Below are 16,224 nucleotides of genomic sequence, written 5' to 3' on the forward strand. Positions count from 1 at the left end.
AAGTCCTCAGAAAACTTACGATGCTTACTGATTAATTTGATGTTTGCTTTCATATAAATTGACTTGATGTGGTCAACCTATATCAGGGACGTACACACTGCCCACTGAACACTGCTTACTGAACACTGTTTACTGAACACTGCCAACTGATCCGGGCGATCCCCTTCGGGTCGGGCTTTCGGCAGTCGCTGCCTTCGTTCCTCCGGCGAGCTTCAACAATGCCTCAATCCCTATCGCGGGAGGGTGCGAGAAAGCACTTAGGTAAAAAAATAAAACCTAACAGGTTTCAAAAACCTGTTAGGTTTACTATCATCATAATACAACCTCCCTAAGAGCCTGCCCTTTTAATCATTCATCGAAATCAAAAACTCGTCATTCGTACGCGTCTTTTTGATTTTGTCATTGATGGTATCCATCGCTTCTACCGGATTCATATCGGCCAAAAACTTGCGTAAAATCCACATACGCTGTAAGGTTTTCTCATCCAACAACAAGTCATCACGTCGCGTGCTCGACGAGGTAAGGTCAATCGCTGGGAAGATACGTCGGTTGGCAATCTTACGATCCAACTGAAGTTCCATATTCCCAGTTCCCTTAAATTCCTCAAAAATGACCTCATCCATTTTCGATCCCGTTTCTGTCAATGCCGTCGCAATAATACTCAATGAACCGCCATTTTCAACATTTCGCGCCGCACCAAAGAATCGTTTCGGTTTTTGCAGTGCATTGGCATCTACCCCACCGCTCAATACTTTTCCTGAAGCCGGCTGCACCGTATTGTAGGCACGCGCTAAACGGGTAATCGAATCCAATAAAATCACTACGTCATGACCACATTCCACCAATCGTTTGGCTTTTTCCAAAACAATATTGGCAATTTTTACGTGTTCTTGCGGTTCACGATCAAAAGTCGAAGCAATCACCTCACCACGCACACTGCGTTGCATATCGGTTACCTCTTCGGGACGCTCATCAATTAACAATACCAATAGGTAAACCTCTGGATGGTTGGCCGCAATAGCATTGGCAATATCCTTCAACAACATCGTTTTCCCTGTTTTAGGTTGCGCCACAATCATTCCGCGTTGCCCTTTCCCAATCGGGGAAAACAAATCGATGATTCGGGTAGAAACCGACGCTTGTTTGGCATCCATCTTAAACTTTTCCTGGGGAAAAACAGGGGTCAAATGGTCAAAAGATACCCGATCACGAACCACTTGCGGGTCATGTCCGTTTATTTTTAAAACTTTAACCAAAGGGAAGAACTTCTCACTTTCTTTGGGAGGTCGAACCACCCCTTTGACCGTATCGCCCGTTTTCAAACCAAACAAACGAATCTGCGACGTTGATAAATAAATATCGTCGGGAGAAGCCAAGTAATTATAATCCGAAGAGCGTAAAAAACCATAACCATCAGGCATCATTTCCAAAACGCCCTCACAGTCGATAATACCGTCAAACTCGTAGTCAGCATCCCGAACATTTTGGGTCTTTTTAAATTTATTGTTTTGATTGGCATAGGAGGAATTTCCGTTGCCGTTCGTATTTCCATTTGCATTTGGATTCCCCTGACCATTGGCATTTGAAACATAAGCAGGTTCTGCTATCGGGATATCTACATTTGGACCGGGTGGTACAAACTCTGGGCGACTTTTCTGAGGCGGTGTTCCCATAGGTTTTCGCACCTCTTGCTTTGCACTCCGTAGCGGCTCCATAAAATCCGATGGAAGCGATTCTGTAGTGATTTGTGGCGGCATAAAAGGCTCATAGTCCACAGGAGCTCCAGTAATATTGGGCGTCACAATGTTACGTTGGAACGGTTTGCGTTGACGCTCTGGAGCATTTTCACGACCCTCACGCACAAACGATTTTGGGGTTTCCTCCGCTGGAGCAGCTGGAGGTGTGGCCTCTGCAACAGGTGTGGGTGCGGACTCTGGCTGCTTGGGTTTACGTCCGCGGCGCTTGGGCTCTTCTACACGCTTTTCTTCCGTAGAAGCTTCTTGACCCGTCACTTCCGTGGGTACGTCAGCCGTAAATAAATTACCCGAAGCCGATTCTTGCGCCGATATGCGAGGTCTTCTGCCGCGTTTAGAAAATGTAGATGGTGGCGTTTCACCGCGATCGACCGCTTCTTGATGCGCAATAATCAATTCGATGAGCGCTTCTTTTTTTACACCAGCAAATTTTATGGTTTGTGCCAACTTGGCAATATCCTGAAGCTCAGAAAGCTTCATGGTTTTTAACGTTGAAATGTCAAACATATAATGATAACAAAGCGATTAAATTAGGGGTCTTTCTAAATACAATACAGTGGAGTTTTGCTTGAGAAATAAATTCCGTGAGATTGAAGTGGTTACGGAATTGCCCTGCAATAATACGAATAAAAATTCAGGGCGCAATAGTTTTTTAAAAAAAGAAATACTATTTTTGAGCCTCAAATTTGAACAGGAAATGTTTCAACGTATTCAAACACTTTACATGGCGGGAGCCATTCTTACTTCTGGATTTTTAGGTTATGTTTTTCCGTTGTGGAAAGACGCCAGTGGTAAGGATTTCTTCTTCATGATGGAGGTTTCCTACTTGGCCCTTTCTGGGGCAGCCACTGCACTTATTGCAATGAGTATAATTTCCTTTAAAAACCGCAAACAACAGTTCGTTTTTAATCGACTGTCTATCATATTAAATTTAATTTTATTAGGATTATTGATTTACCGCTCACTAAATCTATCCGGAGAAACCCCAACGGTTTCAGAGAAGGGTATTGGGATGTTCCTTCCTATTTTTTCTATCGTACTTTTGGCTTTAGCCAATAAAGCCATCAAAAAGGATGAAGATCTCGTAAAATCTGTGGACCGTATTCGGTAAACCTGTAAACTTAGTTTATTAGTGCGTTAAAATCCGTTTCTTTGGGAACGGATTTTTTATTTTTACCACTTTAAATAACCGCTCCATGGCAACCACCCTTTATATCCCACAAAAGAAAACAAAACTTTGGATTTCATTACTCGGCGCAATTTGCTTCGTAAGCATGGGGTTCTTTATCCTTTCCAAACCGCAATCCAAGGATTCATGGGCCCCAATTTTTGGATGGGGTAGCATCCTCTTCTTCGGACTCACAGGTGTATTAAGCATAATAAAACTCCTGGACACCCGACCCGCTTTAATCATCAATGATAAAGGGATTTGGGACAATACCACGTTTATGCAAGTTGGACTCATTTCATGGCATTCGATAACCAAAATAACACACCAAAAAGTAGTTAACAATCATTTCATTTTTATATACACCAAAGACCCTGAAGTATACCTCAACAAAGTTTCAGGAATATCCTTACGCATCCTGCGAAAAAACCAACAAGGATTTGGCACTCCTTTTACCATCAATGGCAATGGTGTTCGGTATAACATCACACAATTGCATCAACTGCTTGAATCCGAATGGGAAAAACACCGTAAATAAATCGCTTAAATCTCTTTTTCGAGCCTTGGCACAATGATTGATTCGAAACTTTCGTTAATCTATAAAAACAAGTCCCATGAAAAAGTATTTCTTCCTACTCGTGCTTTGCTTAAGCACTAGTTCATTCGTAAATGCTCAATTTTTAAAATTCGGAGTCAAAGCCGGCGTCAATTTTGCTAACTTTAATGGTGGATCTGTACAAGGTATTGATTTCTCCACACTCACCAGTTACCACGGAGGCTTGGTCCTCGAAGCCAAACTGTTTGAAAACTTTTCGCTCCAATCGGAACTTTTATACTCTACTCAAGGCGCCGAATTACGCGGACTCGGCACGCAAGTAAAAAATGAATTAGGATATCTCGCAGTTCCCGTTTTAGCCAAATTCTACCTCACCAAAGACGGCCTAAGTCTTGAAATGGGACCCCAAGCCTCGCTATTGGTGAGTCAACGCAATTCGTTTTCCTTAGGAGATACCCAAACCTTTGACTTTGCCTTGGCAGGAGGACTAAGTTATAAAATCACCAAAGAGGTATTCGTTTCAGGAAGGTATCTCGCTGGTCTTACCGAACCCAAACGCGAGGCCGATATTAAAAATGCCGTTGTACAATTCTCCGTAGGTTATTTATTCTAAACTTCACGAGGCAAAGCACGCGGACCCAATTCAACAATTTCCAAATCTTTAATATTCGACCCCTCAATAACCATGCGCAATAGGGTTCGAACTTGATGAAATCCATGAATGCCGGCCGCTCCTGGATTTAAATGCAAAAGATTTAGCGTTTTGTCAAACTGGACTTTTAAAATATGAGAGTGTCCACAAATAAACAGTTGTGGGGGTTGCGCTTTCAATTCTTCTCGAATCGCAGGATGATACTTCCCAGGATACCCGCCAATGTGGGTGATCCAAACGGAAACCTCTTCACAAAAAAAACGGTTATGCAACGGAAATTCAGCACGTGCTTGATGGTCGTCAATATTGCCATACACAGCGCGTAAAGGTCGAACCTTCTTAATCGCGTCCGTAACTGCCAAATCGCCTATATCTCCCGCGTGCCAAACCTCATCGGCCCAGGTTACATGATGCATAATGCGGGCGTCTATATGACTGTGGGTGTCGGATAAAACTAAAATTTTTCGCATCAAAACAAACTAAAAAAGCAGCTGCAAGATACATGGTTTTCTTAAGAAATGATTCACTATTCCCAAAGCAAATCTTTGTACCTTTGCCCCTGAAAACCCCATAATGCTTTGAGATATTTCATCGAATTTGCTTACAAAGGCTCCAACTACCACGGCTGGCAATACCAACCCAATGCCTCGTCGGTTCAAGAAACACTAACCCAAGCCTTGTCGTTGATGCTTCGGGAGCCGATTGAACTCACCGGTGCTGGACGAACCGATACCGGGGTGCACGCCCGTCAAATGTTTGCACATTTTGACAGTGAAGTTCCCTTTGTTTTCCCCGATTTAATCAAAAAGTTAAACGCTTACCTCCCGAAAGACATTGCGGTTTGGGACATTTATACGGTGGCTCCCGATGCACATGCGCGCTTTGACGCAACAAAACGAACCTATGAATACCACATTCACCGTCGAAAAGATGCTTTTGAATGCCATAACAGTTGGTTGTTTCCGCATTCTTTAGACATCGATCGGATGAATGATGCCTGTAAACTGCTTCTAAATCACACTGATTTTGAATGCTTTTCAAAATTGCATACCGATGTCAAAACATTTTTTTGCAAACTGACTCATGCCGAATGGACATCCCACGGTGATCGCTGGATTTTCACCATCAGTGCCGATCGTTTTCTACGCAATATGGTGCGCGCAATTGTGGGAACTTTAATCGATGTGGGAACAGGAAAAACAAGTTTAACCGACCTTGAACAAATTTTAGCAAGTAAAAATCGAAGTAAAGCCGGATTCTCTGTTCCCGCACACGGACTCTACCTTACCGAAGTGCATTACCCCTATATCCCCTTTCGGGCACGATAACTTATGAAAGCAAAAGCCTTTGATTCCAAACTTTTCCGGCGAATTCTCACCTATACTACCCCCTACAAACTATTGTATCGGGGCGTTGTGGCTACGGCAATTCTTCTTTCCATCGTTACAGCCTTACGTCCCTTTTTGTTGAAAAAAACGGTCGATGTATATATCGAACCTAAAGATAGTTACGGCTTGCTATGGTACGTCATCCTCATGGGGATTGTACTCATTTTGGAAGGCGTTTTCCAATTTTTCTTTGTCTATTGGGCCAATTTGTTGGGACAAAATATCATTCGCGATATTCGTCAACAATTGTTCTCCCATTTGCTTCGCTTTCGAATGAAGTACTTTGACACCGCACCCGTGGGGCAATTGGTCACGCGCACGGTATCGGATATTGAACAAATAGCGCGTATTTTCAGCCAAGGCCTTTTTATGATTATCAGTGATTTACTGAAAATGGTTGTTGTGCTTGGATTTATGTTTTATATGAACTGGAGGCTAACCCTGATCGTGGTGGCTGCTATGCCCCTTTTGGTCTATGTTACGCGTATTTTTCAACGCAAAATGCAAGTGGCCTTCGAAGAAGTTCGCCACCAAGTAGCCGCCATGAATACGTTTGTGCAAGAACGGGTCACTGGAATGAAAATCGTGCAACTTTTTAACCGTGAAACCATTGAATACCAAAAGTTTAAAGAAATCAATCAAAAGCACAACAAAGCGTGGATGAAAACCATTTTGTACAACTCCATTTTCTTCCCGATTGCCGACATCATTTCCTCGCTTTGTCTTGCACTGGTGGTCTTGTACGGTGGATTTCGTATTTTGGATGGAGACAAATTTACCACCTTTGGCGACTTGATCTCATATACCATGTTTATCGGGATGCTTTTCAATCCCCTGCGTCAAATTGCCGATAAATTCAACGAAATGCAAATGGGAATGATTGCTGGAAATCGCGTTTTTGATGTCCTCGATGCCCAAGATGACAAACAAGAAGGTGGGACGATAGAAGCTCCTCAGTTCAAAGGTAAAATTGAATTACAAAAGGTACGTTTTAGTTATATCCCCGGTGAAGAAGTTTTGAAAGGCATATCGATAGGCATTCAACCGGGACAAACGGTTGCCATTGTAGGTGCCACTGGAGCGGGTAAATCGACCATCATCAATTTATTGAATCGTTTTTACGAAATCGATTCGGGAACCATTACCATTGATGATACCCCAATTCATGACTTTACGCTTCCCAGTCTGCGTCGACAAATTGCCGTTGTTTTACAAGATGTCTTCCTTTTTGCCGACACAATTTACAACAACATTACCTTGGGCAATCCGAATATCACCCGAAAAGAGGTCGAAGCGGCCGCTGCCCGAATCGGAATTGCTGATTTTATCGAATCACTCCCCGGAGGCTATGATCATGACGTAAAAGAACGCGGGGTCATGCTTTCGTCGGGACAACGCCAACTCATTGCGTTCTTGCGGGCTTACCTTAGCAACCCGAGTATTTTAATTCTGGATGAAGCCACCTCCTCTATTGACACCCACGCCGAAGAGCTTATTCAACACGCTACCGAAACCATCACCAAAGGACGAACAGCTATAGTAATTGCACACCGCTTGGCCACCATTGTCAACGCCGATACCATTATCGTGATGGAAAAAGGAGAAATCGTTGAAACAGGAAACCACCAAGAACTATTGCAGTTGGAAAAAGGCTATTATCGAAAACTCTATGAATCGCAGTTTTCGGAATCGTCAATACAATAAATCGGTATTCACTTTATTTTTTCAACCCAAATTCATCCACGGTTTTATCCCGCTCAAACCCTTGAATTAGGAGTGGTAACGAATCGGAAGCTACTGCAAAAAAAGGAAGTTTACCCTGTTGAATTTTTTGATCCAAATCGGTTTTGGATTCAAAATGACGTGCTATGTCCATATACGTACCTCCCATTAAGTGTCTAAATTCATGCTGAAAAATGACCGCAGCAAATCCGTCCAACCGCCCCTCACGCCAGCTTCCATCCAAATTTTGACAGCGGTAGGCAATCCACTCGAAGGTAGCGACATTCCCCCGTTTTTCATCGGCAGCACTCAAACAACCATGCCAAAAGTTTTTTCGCCCTGAGGAAACCTGAGTAATCCTCGGATTAATAAACAATTGCTTGGCCACGGGCCCCAAAACCTTGTACCGCGGATTCGTTGCTTTGGCCTCAATAAAAAAAATCTGTAGACGTTTCCCAATCTGATTGGCCGCAATTCCCACCCCTGCTTGACGAACCATCACCGCATACAAGCTATCGGTAAACCGCTGTAACTCGGGTGTTCCGAATTCCTCTGGTCGAATGCTTCGCGGCGTTTGATAGAGTGTACTCGTGGCTCTACCAGGCGCCCCAGAGGGCTCTTGTTGCACCACCGAAAAACCTTCTTTGGGAATGGCTAAAGTTAGCGCCATCGGTTCGTTTTGACAGGTTTGTACAGCCCCAAAAACAACGGTGGCTAAAAGCCATCGGAAAGAAATCGAAACGTTCATATTTTCATCATTTTAATTTTGAAAACTGCTTTGACGCCAATAAATACAGCACCGCCAAGGAGGAATAATCCCCCCAAAACTCGGCAATGGCTTGCATTTGAGCTTTTAATTTTACCTTGGGATTCAAGGCATAGTGGCCTATCATAATTTGTTTTAAATGGTAGTCATCATAAGGAACTACGTGAGGCCGCTGTAAGGTAAACAATAAAATCATGTCTATGGTCCAGGGACCTATGCCTTTGATGGTCGATAACGTTGCTCGAACTTCAGCATCGCTCATCGTTTCAAAAGACAGCGAGTGAGTGCGCCAAAATTCAACTACTGCCAAAAGCGTTGCATACTTTGCCTCTGAGAGGGCCAACGGAGCAAGTCCAAACTGTTCAAATGTATCAAAATTTGCCGGCATAAGTTGGTTAATCCCTGCACGCTCCAAGGCCTTGGCAAATATTTTCTTGCTGCTGCGGTAGTGAATTTGTTGCTCTACGATGCAACTTACCAAATCGTGAAATACATTATGGGTTGATTCCCAATTGGGCACTATGCCACGCTCCATAATTTTAGCAAGCACAGCATCCGATTGCCGCAAGTATTCTAGGGCGGAATGATTTGAGGATATTCCCATAAAAACAAAGATAGAAAGAAGTTATCAAAGGTAAAACAGCCAAAATTCAAGAGAAAATTGAAAAGAAAATCATCGCCCTTTCAAGCCAACATCGGGAGAAAAATAGCAACCCATGATTTCCTTGATCTAAACCGCAATAACGACATAGAGTACTAAAAAAAAATCCGTAAATTCGCAATCGAATTGACAACTCGTCAATACACTAATTTAAGAAATACCTTTTTGCAATGAAATACGATATTATTGTTTTAGGAAGCGGACCCGGTGGATATGTAACGGCTATCCGAGCTTCTCAATTGGGCTTTAAAGTAGCGCTTATTGAAAAAGAAAATCTAGGTGGAATTTGTTTGAATTGGGGATGTATTCCCACCAAAGCCTTGTTGAAATCGGCACAGGTTTTTGACTATTTAAAACACGCCTCCGACTACGGATTAACCGTGAAAGAATTTGACAAGGATTTTAATGCGGTAATTGCACGTTCACGTTCGGTCGCTGACGGCATGAGCAAAGGGGTACAATTTTTAATGAAAAAGAATAAAATCGAGGTCATTGATGGCTTTGGGAAAATCAAACCCGGAAAAAAAGTCGATGTCACTGCCGCCGATGGAAAAGTGACCGAATACAGTGCTGACCATATCATTATTGCTACAGGAGCACGTTCACGGGAATTGCCCAACTTACCGCAAGATGGTAAAAAAATCATCGGCTACCGTCAAGCCATGACACTTCCTGAGCAACCTAAAAAAATGATTGTAGTAGGTTCGGGAGCCATTGGTGTTGAATTTGCCCATTTCTACAATACCATGGGTACCGAAGTAACGATCGTAGAATTTATGCCCAACATCGTTCCTGTAGAAGATGAAGATATCTCCAAACAATTTGAGCGCTCTTTGAAAAAATCAGGGGTGAATATCATGACCAATGCTTCTGTGGAACGTGTAGACACCTCTGGCAATGGCGTGAAAGCCTTTGTTAAAACCGCCAAAGGAGAAGAAGTATTGGAAGCCGATATCGTACTTTCTGCTGTGGGTATCAAAACCAACATTGAAAACATTGGACTTGAAGAAACCGGTATCGCCACCGATCGCGATAAAATCTTGGTCAACAGCTATTACCAAACCAATGTTCCCGGCTATTATGCTATAGGCGATGTCACTCCTGGACAAGCTTTGGCACACGTAGCTTCTGCTGAAGGAATCATCTGTGTTGAAAAAATTGCAGGACTCCATGTTGAACCCCTAGATTATGGCAATATTCCCGGATGTACGTATGCTACGCCAGAAATCGCCTCTGTGGGACTCACCGAAAAAGCCGCCAAAGAAAAAGGCTACGAAATCAAAGTTGGAAAATTCCCCTTTACCGCCTCTGGAAAAGCGAAAGCAGCTGGAACCCCCGATGGTTTTGTGAAAGTGATTTTCGATGCCAAATACGGAGAGTGGTTAGGCTGCCACATGATTGGCGCGGGTGTAACCGATATGATCGCCGAAGCTGTAGTGGCGCGTAAATTAGAAACCACCGGACATGAAATTCTTAAGGCCGTTCACCCCCACCCTACAATGAGTGAAGCGGTGATGGAAGCCGTTGCCGATGCCTACGGCGAAGTAATTCACATGTAGGATAAGCTACTAAGACACTGAGCTTCTAAGCTTCTGAGTCGACAGTAACCCTATACAAAGTCACTAGTCACTAGTCACTAATTACTAATCACTAGTTACTAATTACTAGTCACTAATCACTAGTCACTAATCACTAGTCACTAATCACTAGTCACTAAAAAAACCGTTCAACCCGAGCGGTTTTTTTTATGCGGCTTCTCCTGCTGTCCGCTTCAAGTCCTCGTAGTTGGTCCTGTTTTTTGGGTGCTGTCGTGGGCTTCCGAGGGCGCCCCACAGCACCTCAAAAAAACGTCGGCCCACCCCACTCCGGGCTTTTCTCTTCCATCAGGCCCGGGCTTGCGATAAGATTGAAAGTAATTGCATCAAAGAAAAATGTATTTTTACCTGTATATTCGCACTACTATGGTACGCAAAACCTACCCTATTTCCCGCGCGATTCATTTCATCAATATAGCCTTGTGGCTCACGTTTCAAGCCTGTGGGTTTGTCTGGAAAAACACCATTACTACCGTACTCCAATTGGAATACCTACTGTTGAGTGAACATCAATCCCTTGTAGCAAACCTCTCACATCCCCTAATTATCCTTGGAGTACTCGGTCAAATCCTTTTGCTTGTCCATGCTTTTCGACGCCGTTGGAACCGCGGCTTAAACACCCTTACAGTAAGCATACTGACACTTCTTGTCGCGTTTTTAGTACTCGTAGGAGTTCTCACAATGCAATGGACCATGGTAGGAATGCAACTCCCCTTTCTGATTTGTGTTTGTCTTTACTTTTACTTCGCCTATAAAAAAACCGAAGGGGAAGACCTTCGGTAGCTTGTATTACACCCCTTTCAAGGCATCACATAAGGCATCTATATCCTCTTTGGTGTTAAACCTACTGAAGGAAATCCGCAACGCTGGTCGCTTTAAATCGTCTTCTGCTACAAATTGCGCCAAAACATGGGAAGGCTTCGAACTCCCGCTTTGACAAGCACTGCCTCTTGAAACCGCAATTCCTTTGATGTCTAAATTAAACAACAACATCGCTGCCTTTTCCTCAGGCATGGGTAAGGTTACATTCAAAATATTGTAAAACGTATGTTCTCCATTGGTTTTGATTCCCGGAAACGCGATTTGCAACTGTTCCCAACAATAAAATTTCAACGCTTCTATATACCCTTGATCATGCGCCAAGTCGGTCATGTCCAATTCCAAAGCCTTGGCCATCCCGGCAATTTGATGTACCGCTTCTGTCCCTGCCCGCAATCCTTTTTCTTGCTCACCACCGACTATCATGGGTTTTAACACCACATTTTTTGAAATATAGGCAAATCCAACGCCTTTCGGCCCGTGGAACTTGTGCGCACTCGCCACCGCAAAATCTAAAGGTAAATCATGAAAATGCAATCTTACTTTGCCCACCGATTGAACCGTATCGCAATGAAAAAGGGCATTGTGTGCATGACAAAGTTGCCCTACTTCATCAATATTCAATACAGCACCCGTTTCGTTATTGACATGCATCAACGTAACCAAGGTCGGAATCTCCTGCTGCAACAACTCCGCTAAGCCTTCAAGAGCAACTGTCCCATCAGGCTTGGCAGGCAGATACGCAACGGTAACACCAAAGTCCTGAGCTAATTTTTCTACCGTATACAGGGTTGCATGATGTTCCATTCGAGACGTTATCAAGCGTTGAATGCCTAAATCACGGACCGCACTGGTCAAAATCATATTGGTTGCCTCTGTCGCATTGGCCGTAAAAATCAGTTCCCGCGCCTCACATCCCATCCATTGTGCTATGGATTTTCGCGCCGACTCAATAATTGATTTGGCACTCCGCCCATAACTATGCGTAGAAGAAGCATTCCCATATTCCGTTTGCATGACATCTACCATACAATCGATTACCTCAGGGCGTAAAGGAGTGGTGGCAGCATTATCCAGATAAACTCGTTTCATGTTGTTCATTTGCCCGACAAAAGTAGGCTATTTTAGATTTTGTTGAAAATAGATTTCGGTAGCACCCATCCCATATTTTTGATAGCTCGCCTCCTGAAAAGAAACTTGCGGATACTTGCGCATTAAAAATTCCAATTCGGTACGCAAAACTCCTTCTCCCACACCATGAATCAAAACAATTTTTGGAATGCGATTTTTTATCGCAAATTCAATATGCCGTTGTGCCGTTTCGAGTTGCAATGTTAGTATATCATAGTGCGATAAGCCCGTTACTTTTTTGACTAATTTTTCAATGTGTAAATCAAATTCAGGCGTACCACGATCGCGATTTTCCGACTTAAAAAGGATTTTTTTGGAAGCGTTTGAAGGCGTTTTGTCAATTTTTAACTTATGTAATGCATCACTTTTATTAAATGATTTTAAAATATTGGCATCGTGTTCTTTAACTAATTCGTTGACAAAAAATGTCATCACAAAATCATCGGTTGTTTTGAGGGTAATTTGATCGTTTTGCACCGCCACGACAACGCCGCGAATGACCTCATCCAAAACCGCAACGGTGTCCCCTACTTCGAACTTATTCTGTTTCATCGTGCTCTTTTTTGGAAGGTATTTTTGCTGATAATTTGGCCATGCAAAAAACAAAAACGAGTCCCGCAAATGCCATCAAATAATAATTGGGTTCTGCCTTACTTTGTTCGTACAAGGCTACTCCTGCTGCCACCAATAAAAGTGGAATCAACCATTTATCCATAGGAATGCTGTTTTGTTTTCAAAAATAACGAACCTGCCCCCAGTTCCCTGTATTTATGTTTCTTTTTTTTGTAAAATTGTAAAAAAGTTCAAGGTATGGAAGACTACATGTTGCCATGTATGTTTAAACAAACTTTTGGTTTTGATTGTATGGGATGCGGTTTACAGCGCGCCTTATACCTTCTCGTACAAGGCGATTTTTATGGCGCTTTCGCACTTTATCCTCCTGTATACACGTTGCTTCTTCTCTTCGGAATTACAGCTCGTTTTGCTTTAAAACCCACACAAAAAAATGGACGTCAAGTGCTGTTTACGGCCTTGCTCAACGTAATTGTGATTTTGGGCGCTTATTGCATTAAAATGAAAGATTTCTTTTTTTAACCTTAAAAATAAACACTATGGAAAAACAAAAATTACCGAATGCCACCGCCGTGCTCATCCTAGGAATCCTCTCATTTCTCACATTCTGTTGTTATGGGATATTTGGAATTGTCTTTGGACTTGTAGGTTACCTCATAAGCCGCAGCGACGCTAAAAGGCTACAAGAAAATCCCGGTGAATACAGCAACCAAAATGTTCACACCATCGGTAAAATTTTATCCCTTATCGGTTTGATTTTAGGAGTATTAACGCTAATATTCTTCATTTGGATCATTATGAAAATCGGTATGGAGAACATGCAGGACGAAGAGATGGTTCGCCGCCGAGTCGAAGAGCTCTTCGGAAAACGATAAAAACAAAAGAGGCTGTCCGTGATTCAGACAGCCTCTTTTTTTATGTTAGAACGCAATTAAAAACCTCTTGTCATACGCATCATGTAAATAACCAACCCGATCACCATAAGAATATACAACGAAATTAAGACAATCATCGAGATGCCAAGGTACTTGTGATGTGACTTTAAGTTTTGTAACGCAAAAGCCAGACTTTCAGCGCTGTTAATTCGCAAAGCTTCTGTAGTAGCGGTTGCATATCGGTATAAATACACCACCGGCGGAATGTAAAAGGCAGCACATAAAATATAAAAGACACCAATGCCTTTTTTGGCGGCTCCAAAAATGCCAAAACCGGGATTGCTTTGTGTACTAAAGCCCCAAAAAAGACCAACCAATAACATTAAAGCGAGTCCAATAAAACCCAAAACTGCCAAAAACAAGCACCAACGTGCACTCACCCTTAGAGATTCTTTGGCCAAATCATTGAGATAAAGTGTATTTTGATTTTCCATAGCTTAGTTTGATTTAGGTTCAAACCCAGTTAAAGTTTTAGTAATAATCGCTACACATTCCAATAATTGCGCTTCAGTCATCACCAAAGGCGGGGCAAAACGAATAATGTTTCCATGGGTGGGCTTGGCCAATAAGCCATTTTCAGCCAACTTTACGCAAATATTCCACGCGGTTTCACTTTCTTCCGTATCGTTGATTACAATGGCATTCAACAAACCTTTACCGCGTACCAAGCGAACAATATTGCTTTGCGCCACATACTCCCCTAATTTCTCACGAAAAATCTGACCCAATCGACGGGCATTTTGTGCTAAATCTTCCTCACTAACCACCTCCAAAGCCGCAATTGCCGTGGCCGCAGCTACAGGGTTTCCTCCAAAAGTAGAGCCGTGTTGTCCTGGACGAATAACATCCATCACGGCATGATCTGCCAAGACCGCCGAAACGGGATAAGCGCCTCCTGACAATGCTTTTCCGAGAATTAAAACATCGGGGCGCACATAGGTGGTTTGTTGCTCACACTGCTTTTCACAAGTACAATTTCCGCAAACTGCCAGCAGCGAACCCGTGCGCGCAATTCCGGTTTGCACCTCATCAGCCAAAAGAAGTACGTTATATTGAGTACACAAAGCCCTAGCGCGGGCCAAGAAATCCTCATCGGGAACGTATACGCCTGCCTCGCCTTGAATAGGCTCCACTAAGAAACCTGCCACATTGGGCGAAGCTGCTAAGGCACGTTCTAATGCATCAATATCGTTGTAAGGAATTTTCACAAAACCAGCAGTGTAAGGTCCGAAATTAGCGCGTGCATTTGTATCGTTGGAAAAAGAAATAATCGTAGTAGTACGCCCGTGAAAATTCCCATCACACACAATAATTTGCGCCTCATTTTCGGCAATGCCTTTACGTTCATAGGCCCATTTGCGGCAAATCTTTAACGCAGTTTCAACAGCTTCAGCTCCCGTATTCATGGGCAAAACCTTGTCAAATCCAAAATAACGCGTGATGAACTGCTCATACACCCCTAATTTATCATTGTAAAAGGCCCGTGAAGTTAAGGTTAGCGTTTGCGCCTGATGTACCATAGCGCCTACAATTTTAGGATGGCAATGTCCCTGATTAACCGCAGAATAGGCGGATAGAAAATCATAATATTGTTTTCCCTCGGCATCCCAAACATAAACCCCTTCGCCGCGACTTAACACCACGGGCAGCGGGTGGTAATTGTGAGCACCGTATTGATCTTCCAAGGCAATGGCTTCTTGAGACTGTAATTTTTCAGTAATCATACCGGATTGTAATTTTTTAAAAAGTAACTTAAGTATTCCTTCTTGCGGAGAGAAATCATCCGTTGCGTGCGACAAAACTACGGATTCTTCGTGCAACTTCATAGCGCAATTTCAAAATTCGCAATCGATTTCGAAAACAACAAATAAGCGTATAAAATGATTTTATACAATAAATATAATTAAATAAAAATCATAATTTTAAAGTAACTAATCTAAACCTATACATCAATTATTAATTTTCGTTTTTGTACTGCGTCAATTGCTGTAGTAAGTCGATTTGTTGACGTTGTAAAGCCATTAATTCTTCGTGTTGATGCTTGAGGATATGATCCATTTTTTGATGCAACTCACGAATCTCATGCTCTGCTTTTAGATTGATGATAAAATCTTTTTTGGCCCGTTCACGATCCTTTTCCTCTTGTCGATTTTGACTCATCATGATTATGGGCGCTTGTAAGGCTGCGATGCACGACAAAATCAAATTCAGTAAAATAAAAGGGTACGGATCAAATCCTTGGTTTTGAAACCAAAACACATTGGCCGCGATCCAAAGGAGTAAAAAACAGAAAAAACTGATAATAAACGTCCAACTCCCCCCAAAATCAGCTACTTTATCGGCTATCCGTTGCCCTAGGGTGCGTTGATCCTCGGTTTCATCCAATTCGATAATACTTTCAATCTCCGTATGTTTTTTCATGGCTTTGGGTATTTACTATTCAAAGGTAAGGCTTCTGAAATGATAATTAGCTGTAGCAACGAAAAAACGTGAGGAGGTAGAAT

At 42.7% G+C, this 16,224-nt stretch carries 19 protein-coding genes; 9 read left to right on the forward strand and 10 right to left on the reverse strand.

All coding sequences use genetic code 11. The features are described from left to right. Positions 1-344 precede the first annotated feature (344 nt). Positions 345-2,261, reverse strand: coding sequence for a transcription termination factor Rho (gene rho / locus BUC17_RS08980; protein ID WP_073363513.1), 1,917 nt, complete (start codon positions 2,259-2,261; stop codon positions 345-347). A gap of 190 nt (positions 2,262-2,451) precedes the next feature. Between rho and BUC17_RS08985 the strand changes: the two genes are divergently transcribed. The 3 genes from BUC17_RS08985 (at position 2,452) to BUC17_RS08995 (ending at position 4,091) form a co-directional block, all read left to right on the forward strand. After that, positions 2,452-2,865, forward strand: coding sequence for a DUF4293 family protein (locus tag BUC17_RS08985; protein ID WP_073363674.1), 414 nt, complete (start codon positions 2,452-2,454; stop codon positions 2,863-2,865). A gap of 85 nt (positions 2,866-2,950) precedes the next feature. After that, complete coding sequence (locus tag BUC17_RS08990) at positions 2,951-3,460, forward strand: STM3941 family protein (RefSeq protein WP_073363515.1); 510 nt, start codon at positions 2,951-2,953, stop codon at positions 3,458-3,460. A gap of 76 nt (positions 3,461-3,536) precedes the next feature. Continuing rightward, positions 3,537-4,091, forward strand: coding sequence for a porin family protein (locus BUC17_RS08995; RefSeq protein ID WP_073363516.1), 555 nt, complete (start codon positions 3,537-3,539; stop codon positions 4,089-4,091). Here BUC17_RS08995 and BUC17_RS09000 read toward each other — a convergent pair. Beyond that, a complete protein-coding gene (locus BUC17_RS09000; RefSeq protein ID WP_073363518.1) occupies positions 4,088-4,600 on the reverse strand; it encodes a metallophosphoesterase family protein in 513 nt (170 codons plus the stop codon). The genes BUC17_RS08995 and BUC17_RS09000 overlap by 4 nt on opposite strands. 108 nt (positions 4,601-4,708) lie before the next feature. Here BUC17_RS09000 and truA point away from each other — a divergent pair, with 108 nt between their 5' ends. After that, on the forward strand, positions 4,709-5,458 hold the full coding sequence (gene truA, locus BUC17_RS09005; protein ID WP_073363520.1) for a tRNA pseudouridine(38-40) synthase TruA: 750 nt from the start codon (positions 4,709-4,711) through the stop codon (positions 5,456-5,458). A 3-nt stretch (positions 5,459-5,461) separates the two neighbouring features. Further along, positions 5,462-7,222 (forward strand): ABC transporter ATP-binding protein, encoded by a 1,761-nt coding sequence (locus tag BUC17_RS09010; protein WP_073363521.1) that lies wholly within the window; start codon positions 5,462-5,464, stop codon positions 7,220-7,222. Between the two features lie 13 nt (positions 7,223-7,235). Here the strand turns inward: BUC17_RS09010 and BUC17_RS09015 are convergent, their stop codons facing one another. Continuing rightward, complete coding sequence (locus BUC17_RS09015; protein ID WP_083544839.1) at positions 7,236-7,988, reverse strand: peptide deformylase; 753 nt, start codon at positions 7,986-7,988, stop codon at positions 7,236-7,238. Positions 7,989-7,995: 7 nt separating this feature from the next. After that, entirely contained in the window at positions 7,996-8,610 is a 615-nt protein-coding gene (locus BUC17_RS09020; protein WP_073363523.1) for a DNA-3-methyladenine glycosylase family protein, read from the reverse strand. A 227-nt stretch (positions 8,611-8,837) separates the two neighbouring features. On the opposite strand from BUC17_RS09020, the gene lpdA reads away from it, so the two are divergent. Together lpdA and BUC17_RS09030 are read left to right on the forward strand one after the other, a co-directional pair. Further along, entirely contained in the window at positions 8,838-10,226 is a 1,389-nt protein-coding gene (gene lpdA, locus BUC17_RS09025) for a dihydrolipoyl dehydrogenase (protein WP_073363524.1), read from the forward strand. Between the two features lie 402 nt (positions 10,227-10,628). Further along, positions 10,629-11,045, forward strand: coding sequence for a hypothetical protein (locus BUC17_RS09030; protein WP_073363526.1), 417 nt, complete (start codon positions 10,629-10,631; stop codon positions 11,043-11,045). Positions 11,046-11,051: 6 nt separating this feature from the next. Here the strand turns inward: BUC17_RS09030 and BUC17_RS09035 are convergent, their stop codons facing one another. From BUC17_RS09035 to BUC17_RS14160, 3 genes are read right to left on the reverse strand one after another with little or no spacing between them, the layout of a single operon-like run. Beyond that, complete coding sequence (locus BUC17_RS09035; RefSeq protein ID WP_073363680.1) at positions 11,052-12,173, reverse strand: cysteine desulfurase family protein; 1,122 nt, start codon at positions 12,171-12,173, stop codon at positions 11,052-11,054. Positions 12,174-12,200: 27 nt separating this feature from the next. Continuing rightward, entirely contained in the window at positions 12,201-12,764 is a 564-nt protein-coding gene (locus tag BUC17_RS09040; protein ID WP_073363528.1) for a Smr/MutS family protein, read from the reverse strand. Continuing rightward, positions 12,751-12,927, reverse strand: coding sequence for a hypothetical protein (locus tag BUC17_RS14160; RefSeq protein ID WP_200798332.1), 177 nt, complete (start codon positions 12,925-12,927; stop codon positions 12,751-12,753). The genes BUC17_RS09040 and BUC17_RS14160 overlap by 14 nt, the downstream gene beginning before the upstream one ends. A 95-nt stretch (positions 12,928-13,022) precedes the next feature. Here BUC17_RS14160 and BUC17_RS09045 point away from each other — a divergent pair, with 95 nt between their 5' ends. Together BUC17_RS09045 and BUC17_RS09050 are read left to right on the forward strand one after the other, a co-directional pair. Beyond that, positions 13,023-13,307 carry a DUF2752 domain-containing protein gene (locus tag BUC17_RS09045; protein WP_073363529.1) on the forward strand — a complete coding sequence of 95 codons (285 nt, stop codon included), beginning with the start codon at positions 13,023-13,025 and terminating at the stop codon, positions 13,305-13,307. 17 nt (positions 13,308-13,324) lie between these two features. Then, complete coding sequence (locus BUC17_RS09050) at positions 13,325-13,660, forward strand: CCC motif membrane protein (protein WP_073363531.1); 336 nt, start codon at positions 13,325-13,327, stop codon at positions 13,658-13,660. 56 nt (positions 13,661-13,716) lie between these two features. Here the strand turns inward: BUC17_RS09050 and BUC17_RS09055 are convergent, their stop codons facing one another. The 3 genes from BUC17_RS09055 to BUC17_RS09065 form a co-directional block, all read right to left on the reverse strand. After that, positions 13,717-14,154: a DUF5362 family protein gene (locus tag BUC17_RS09055; protein WP_073363532.1), complete on the reverse strand. Its 438-nt coding sequence runs from the start codon at positions 14,152-14,154 to the stop codon at positions 13,717-13,719. A 3-nt stretch (positions 14,155-14,157) separates the two neighbouring features. Then, positions 14,158-15,444, reverse strand: coding sequence for an ornithine--oxo-acid transaminase (gene rocD / locus BUC17_RS09060; protein WP_073363682.1), 1,287 nt, complete (start codon positions 15,442-15,444; stop codon positions 14,158-14,160). Between the two features lie 232 nt (positions 15,445-15,676). Beyond that, positions 15,677-16,141 carry a DUF1003 domain-containing protein gene (locus BUC17_RS09065; RefSeq protein ID WP_073363534.1) on the reverse strand — a complete coding sequence of 155 codons (465 nt, stop codon included), beginning with the start codon at positions 16,139-16,141 and terminating at the stop codon, positions 15,677-15,679. Positions 16,142-16,224: the final 83 nt, after the last annotated feature.

The organism is Flavobacterium fontis (genome assembly GCF_900129405.1).
In the GTDB taxonomy this organism is placed as follows: Bacteria; Bacteroidota; Bacteroidia; order Flavobacteriales; family Flavobacteriaceae; genus Flavobacterium; species Flavobacterium fontis.

What these genes read in the sequence shown, in the direction of transcription:
- rho (WP_073363513.1), bottom strand. Translation starts at nt 2,261, where the DNA reads ATGTTTGACATTTCAACGTTAAAAACCATGAAGCTTTCTGAGCTTCAG.
- BUC17_RS08985 (WP_073363674.1), top strand. Translation starts at nt 2,452, where the DNA reads ATGTTTCAACGTATTCAAACACTTTACATGGCGGGAGCCATTCTTACT.
- BUC17_RS08990 (WP_073363515.1), top strand. Translation starts at nt 2,951, where the DNA reads ATGGCAACCACCCTTTATATCCCACAAAAGAAAACAAAACTTTGGATT.
- BUC17_RS08995 (WP_073363516.1), top strand. Translation starts at nt 3,537, where the DNA reads ATGAAAAAGTATTTCTTCCTACTCGTGCTTTGCTTAAGCACTAGTTCA.
- BUC17_RS09000 (WP_073363518.1), bottom strand. Translation starts at nt 4,600, where the DNA reads ATGCGAAAAATTTTAGTTTTATCCGACACCCACAGTCATATAGACGCC.
- BUC17_RS09010 (WP_073363521.1), top strand. Translation starts at nt 5,462, where the DNA reads ATGAAAGCAAAAGCCTTTGATTCCAAACTTTTCCGGCGAATTCTCACC.
- BUC17_RS09015 (WP_083544839.1), bottom strand. Translation starts at nt 7,988, where the DNA reads ATGAACGTTTCGATTTCTTTCCGATGGCTTTTAGCCACCGTTGTTTTT.
- BUC17_RS09020 (WP_073363523.1), bottom strand. Translation starts at nt 8,610, where the DNA reads ATGGGAATATCCTCAAATCATTCCGCCCTAGAATACTTGCGGCAATCG.
- lpdA (WP_073363524.1), top strand. Translation starts at nt 8,838, where the DNA reads ATGAAATACGATATTATTGTTTTAGGAAGCGGACCCGGTGGATATGTA.
- BUC17_RS09030 (WP_073363526.1), top strand. Translation starts at nt 10,629, where the DNA reads ATGGTACGCAAAACCTACCCTATTTCCCGCGCGATTCATTTCATCAAT.
- BUC17_RS09035 (WP_073363680.1), bottom strand. Translation starts at nt 12,173, where the DNA reads ATGAAACGAGTTTATCTGGATAATGCTGCCACCACTCCTTTACGCCCT.
- BUC17_RS09040 (WP_073363528.1), bottom strand. Translation starts at nt 12,764, where the DNA reads ATGAAACAGAATAAGTTCGAAGTAGGGGACACCGTTGCGGTTTTGGAT.
- BUC17_RS14160 (WP_200798332.1), bottom strand. Translation starts at nt 12,927, where the DNA reads ATGGATAAATGGTTGATTCCACTTTTATTGGTGGCAGCAGGAGTAGCC.
- BUC17_RS09045 (WP_073363529.1), top strand. Translation starts at nt 13,023, where the DNA reads ATGGAAGACTACATGTTGCCATGTATGTTTAAACAAACTTTTGGTTTT.
- BUC17_RS09050 (WP_073363531.1), top strand. Translation starts at nt 13,325, where the DNA reads ATGGAAAAACAAAAATTACCGAATGCCACCGCCGTGCTCATCCTAGGA.
- BUC17_RS09055 (WP_073363532.1), bottom strand. Translation starts at nt 14,154, where the DNA reads ATGGAAAATCAAAATACACTTTATCTCAATGATTTGGCCAAAGAATCT.
- rocD (WP_073363682.1), bottom strand. Translation starts at nt 15,444, where the DNA reads ATGATTACTGAAAAATTACAGTCTCAAGAAGCCATTGCCTTGGAAGAT.
- BUC17_RS09065 (WP_073363534.1), bottom strand. Translation starts at nt 16,141, where the DNA reads ATGAAAAAACATACGGAGATTGAAAGTATTATCGAATTGGATGAAACC.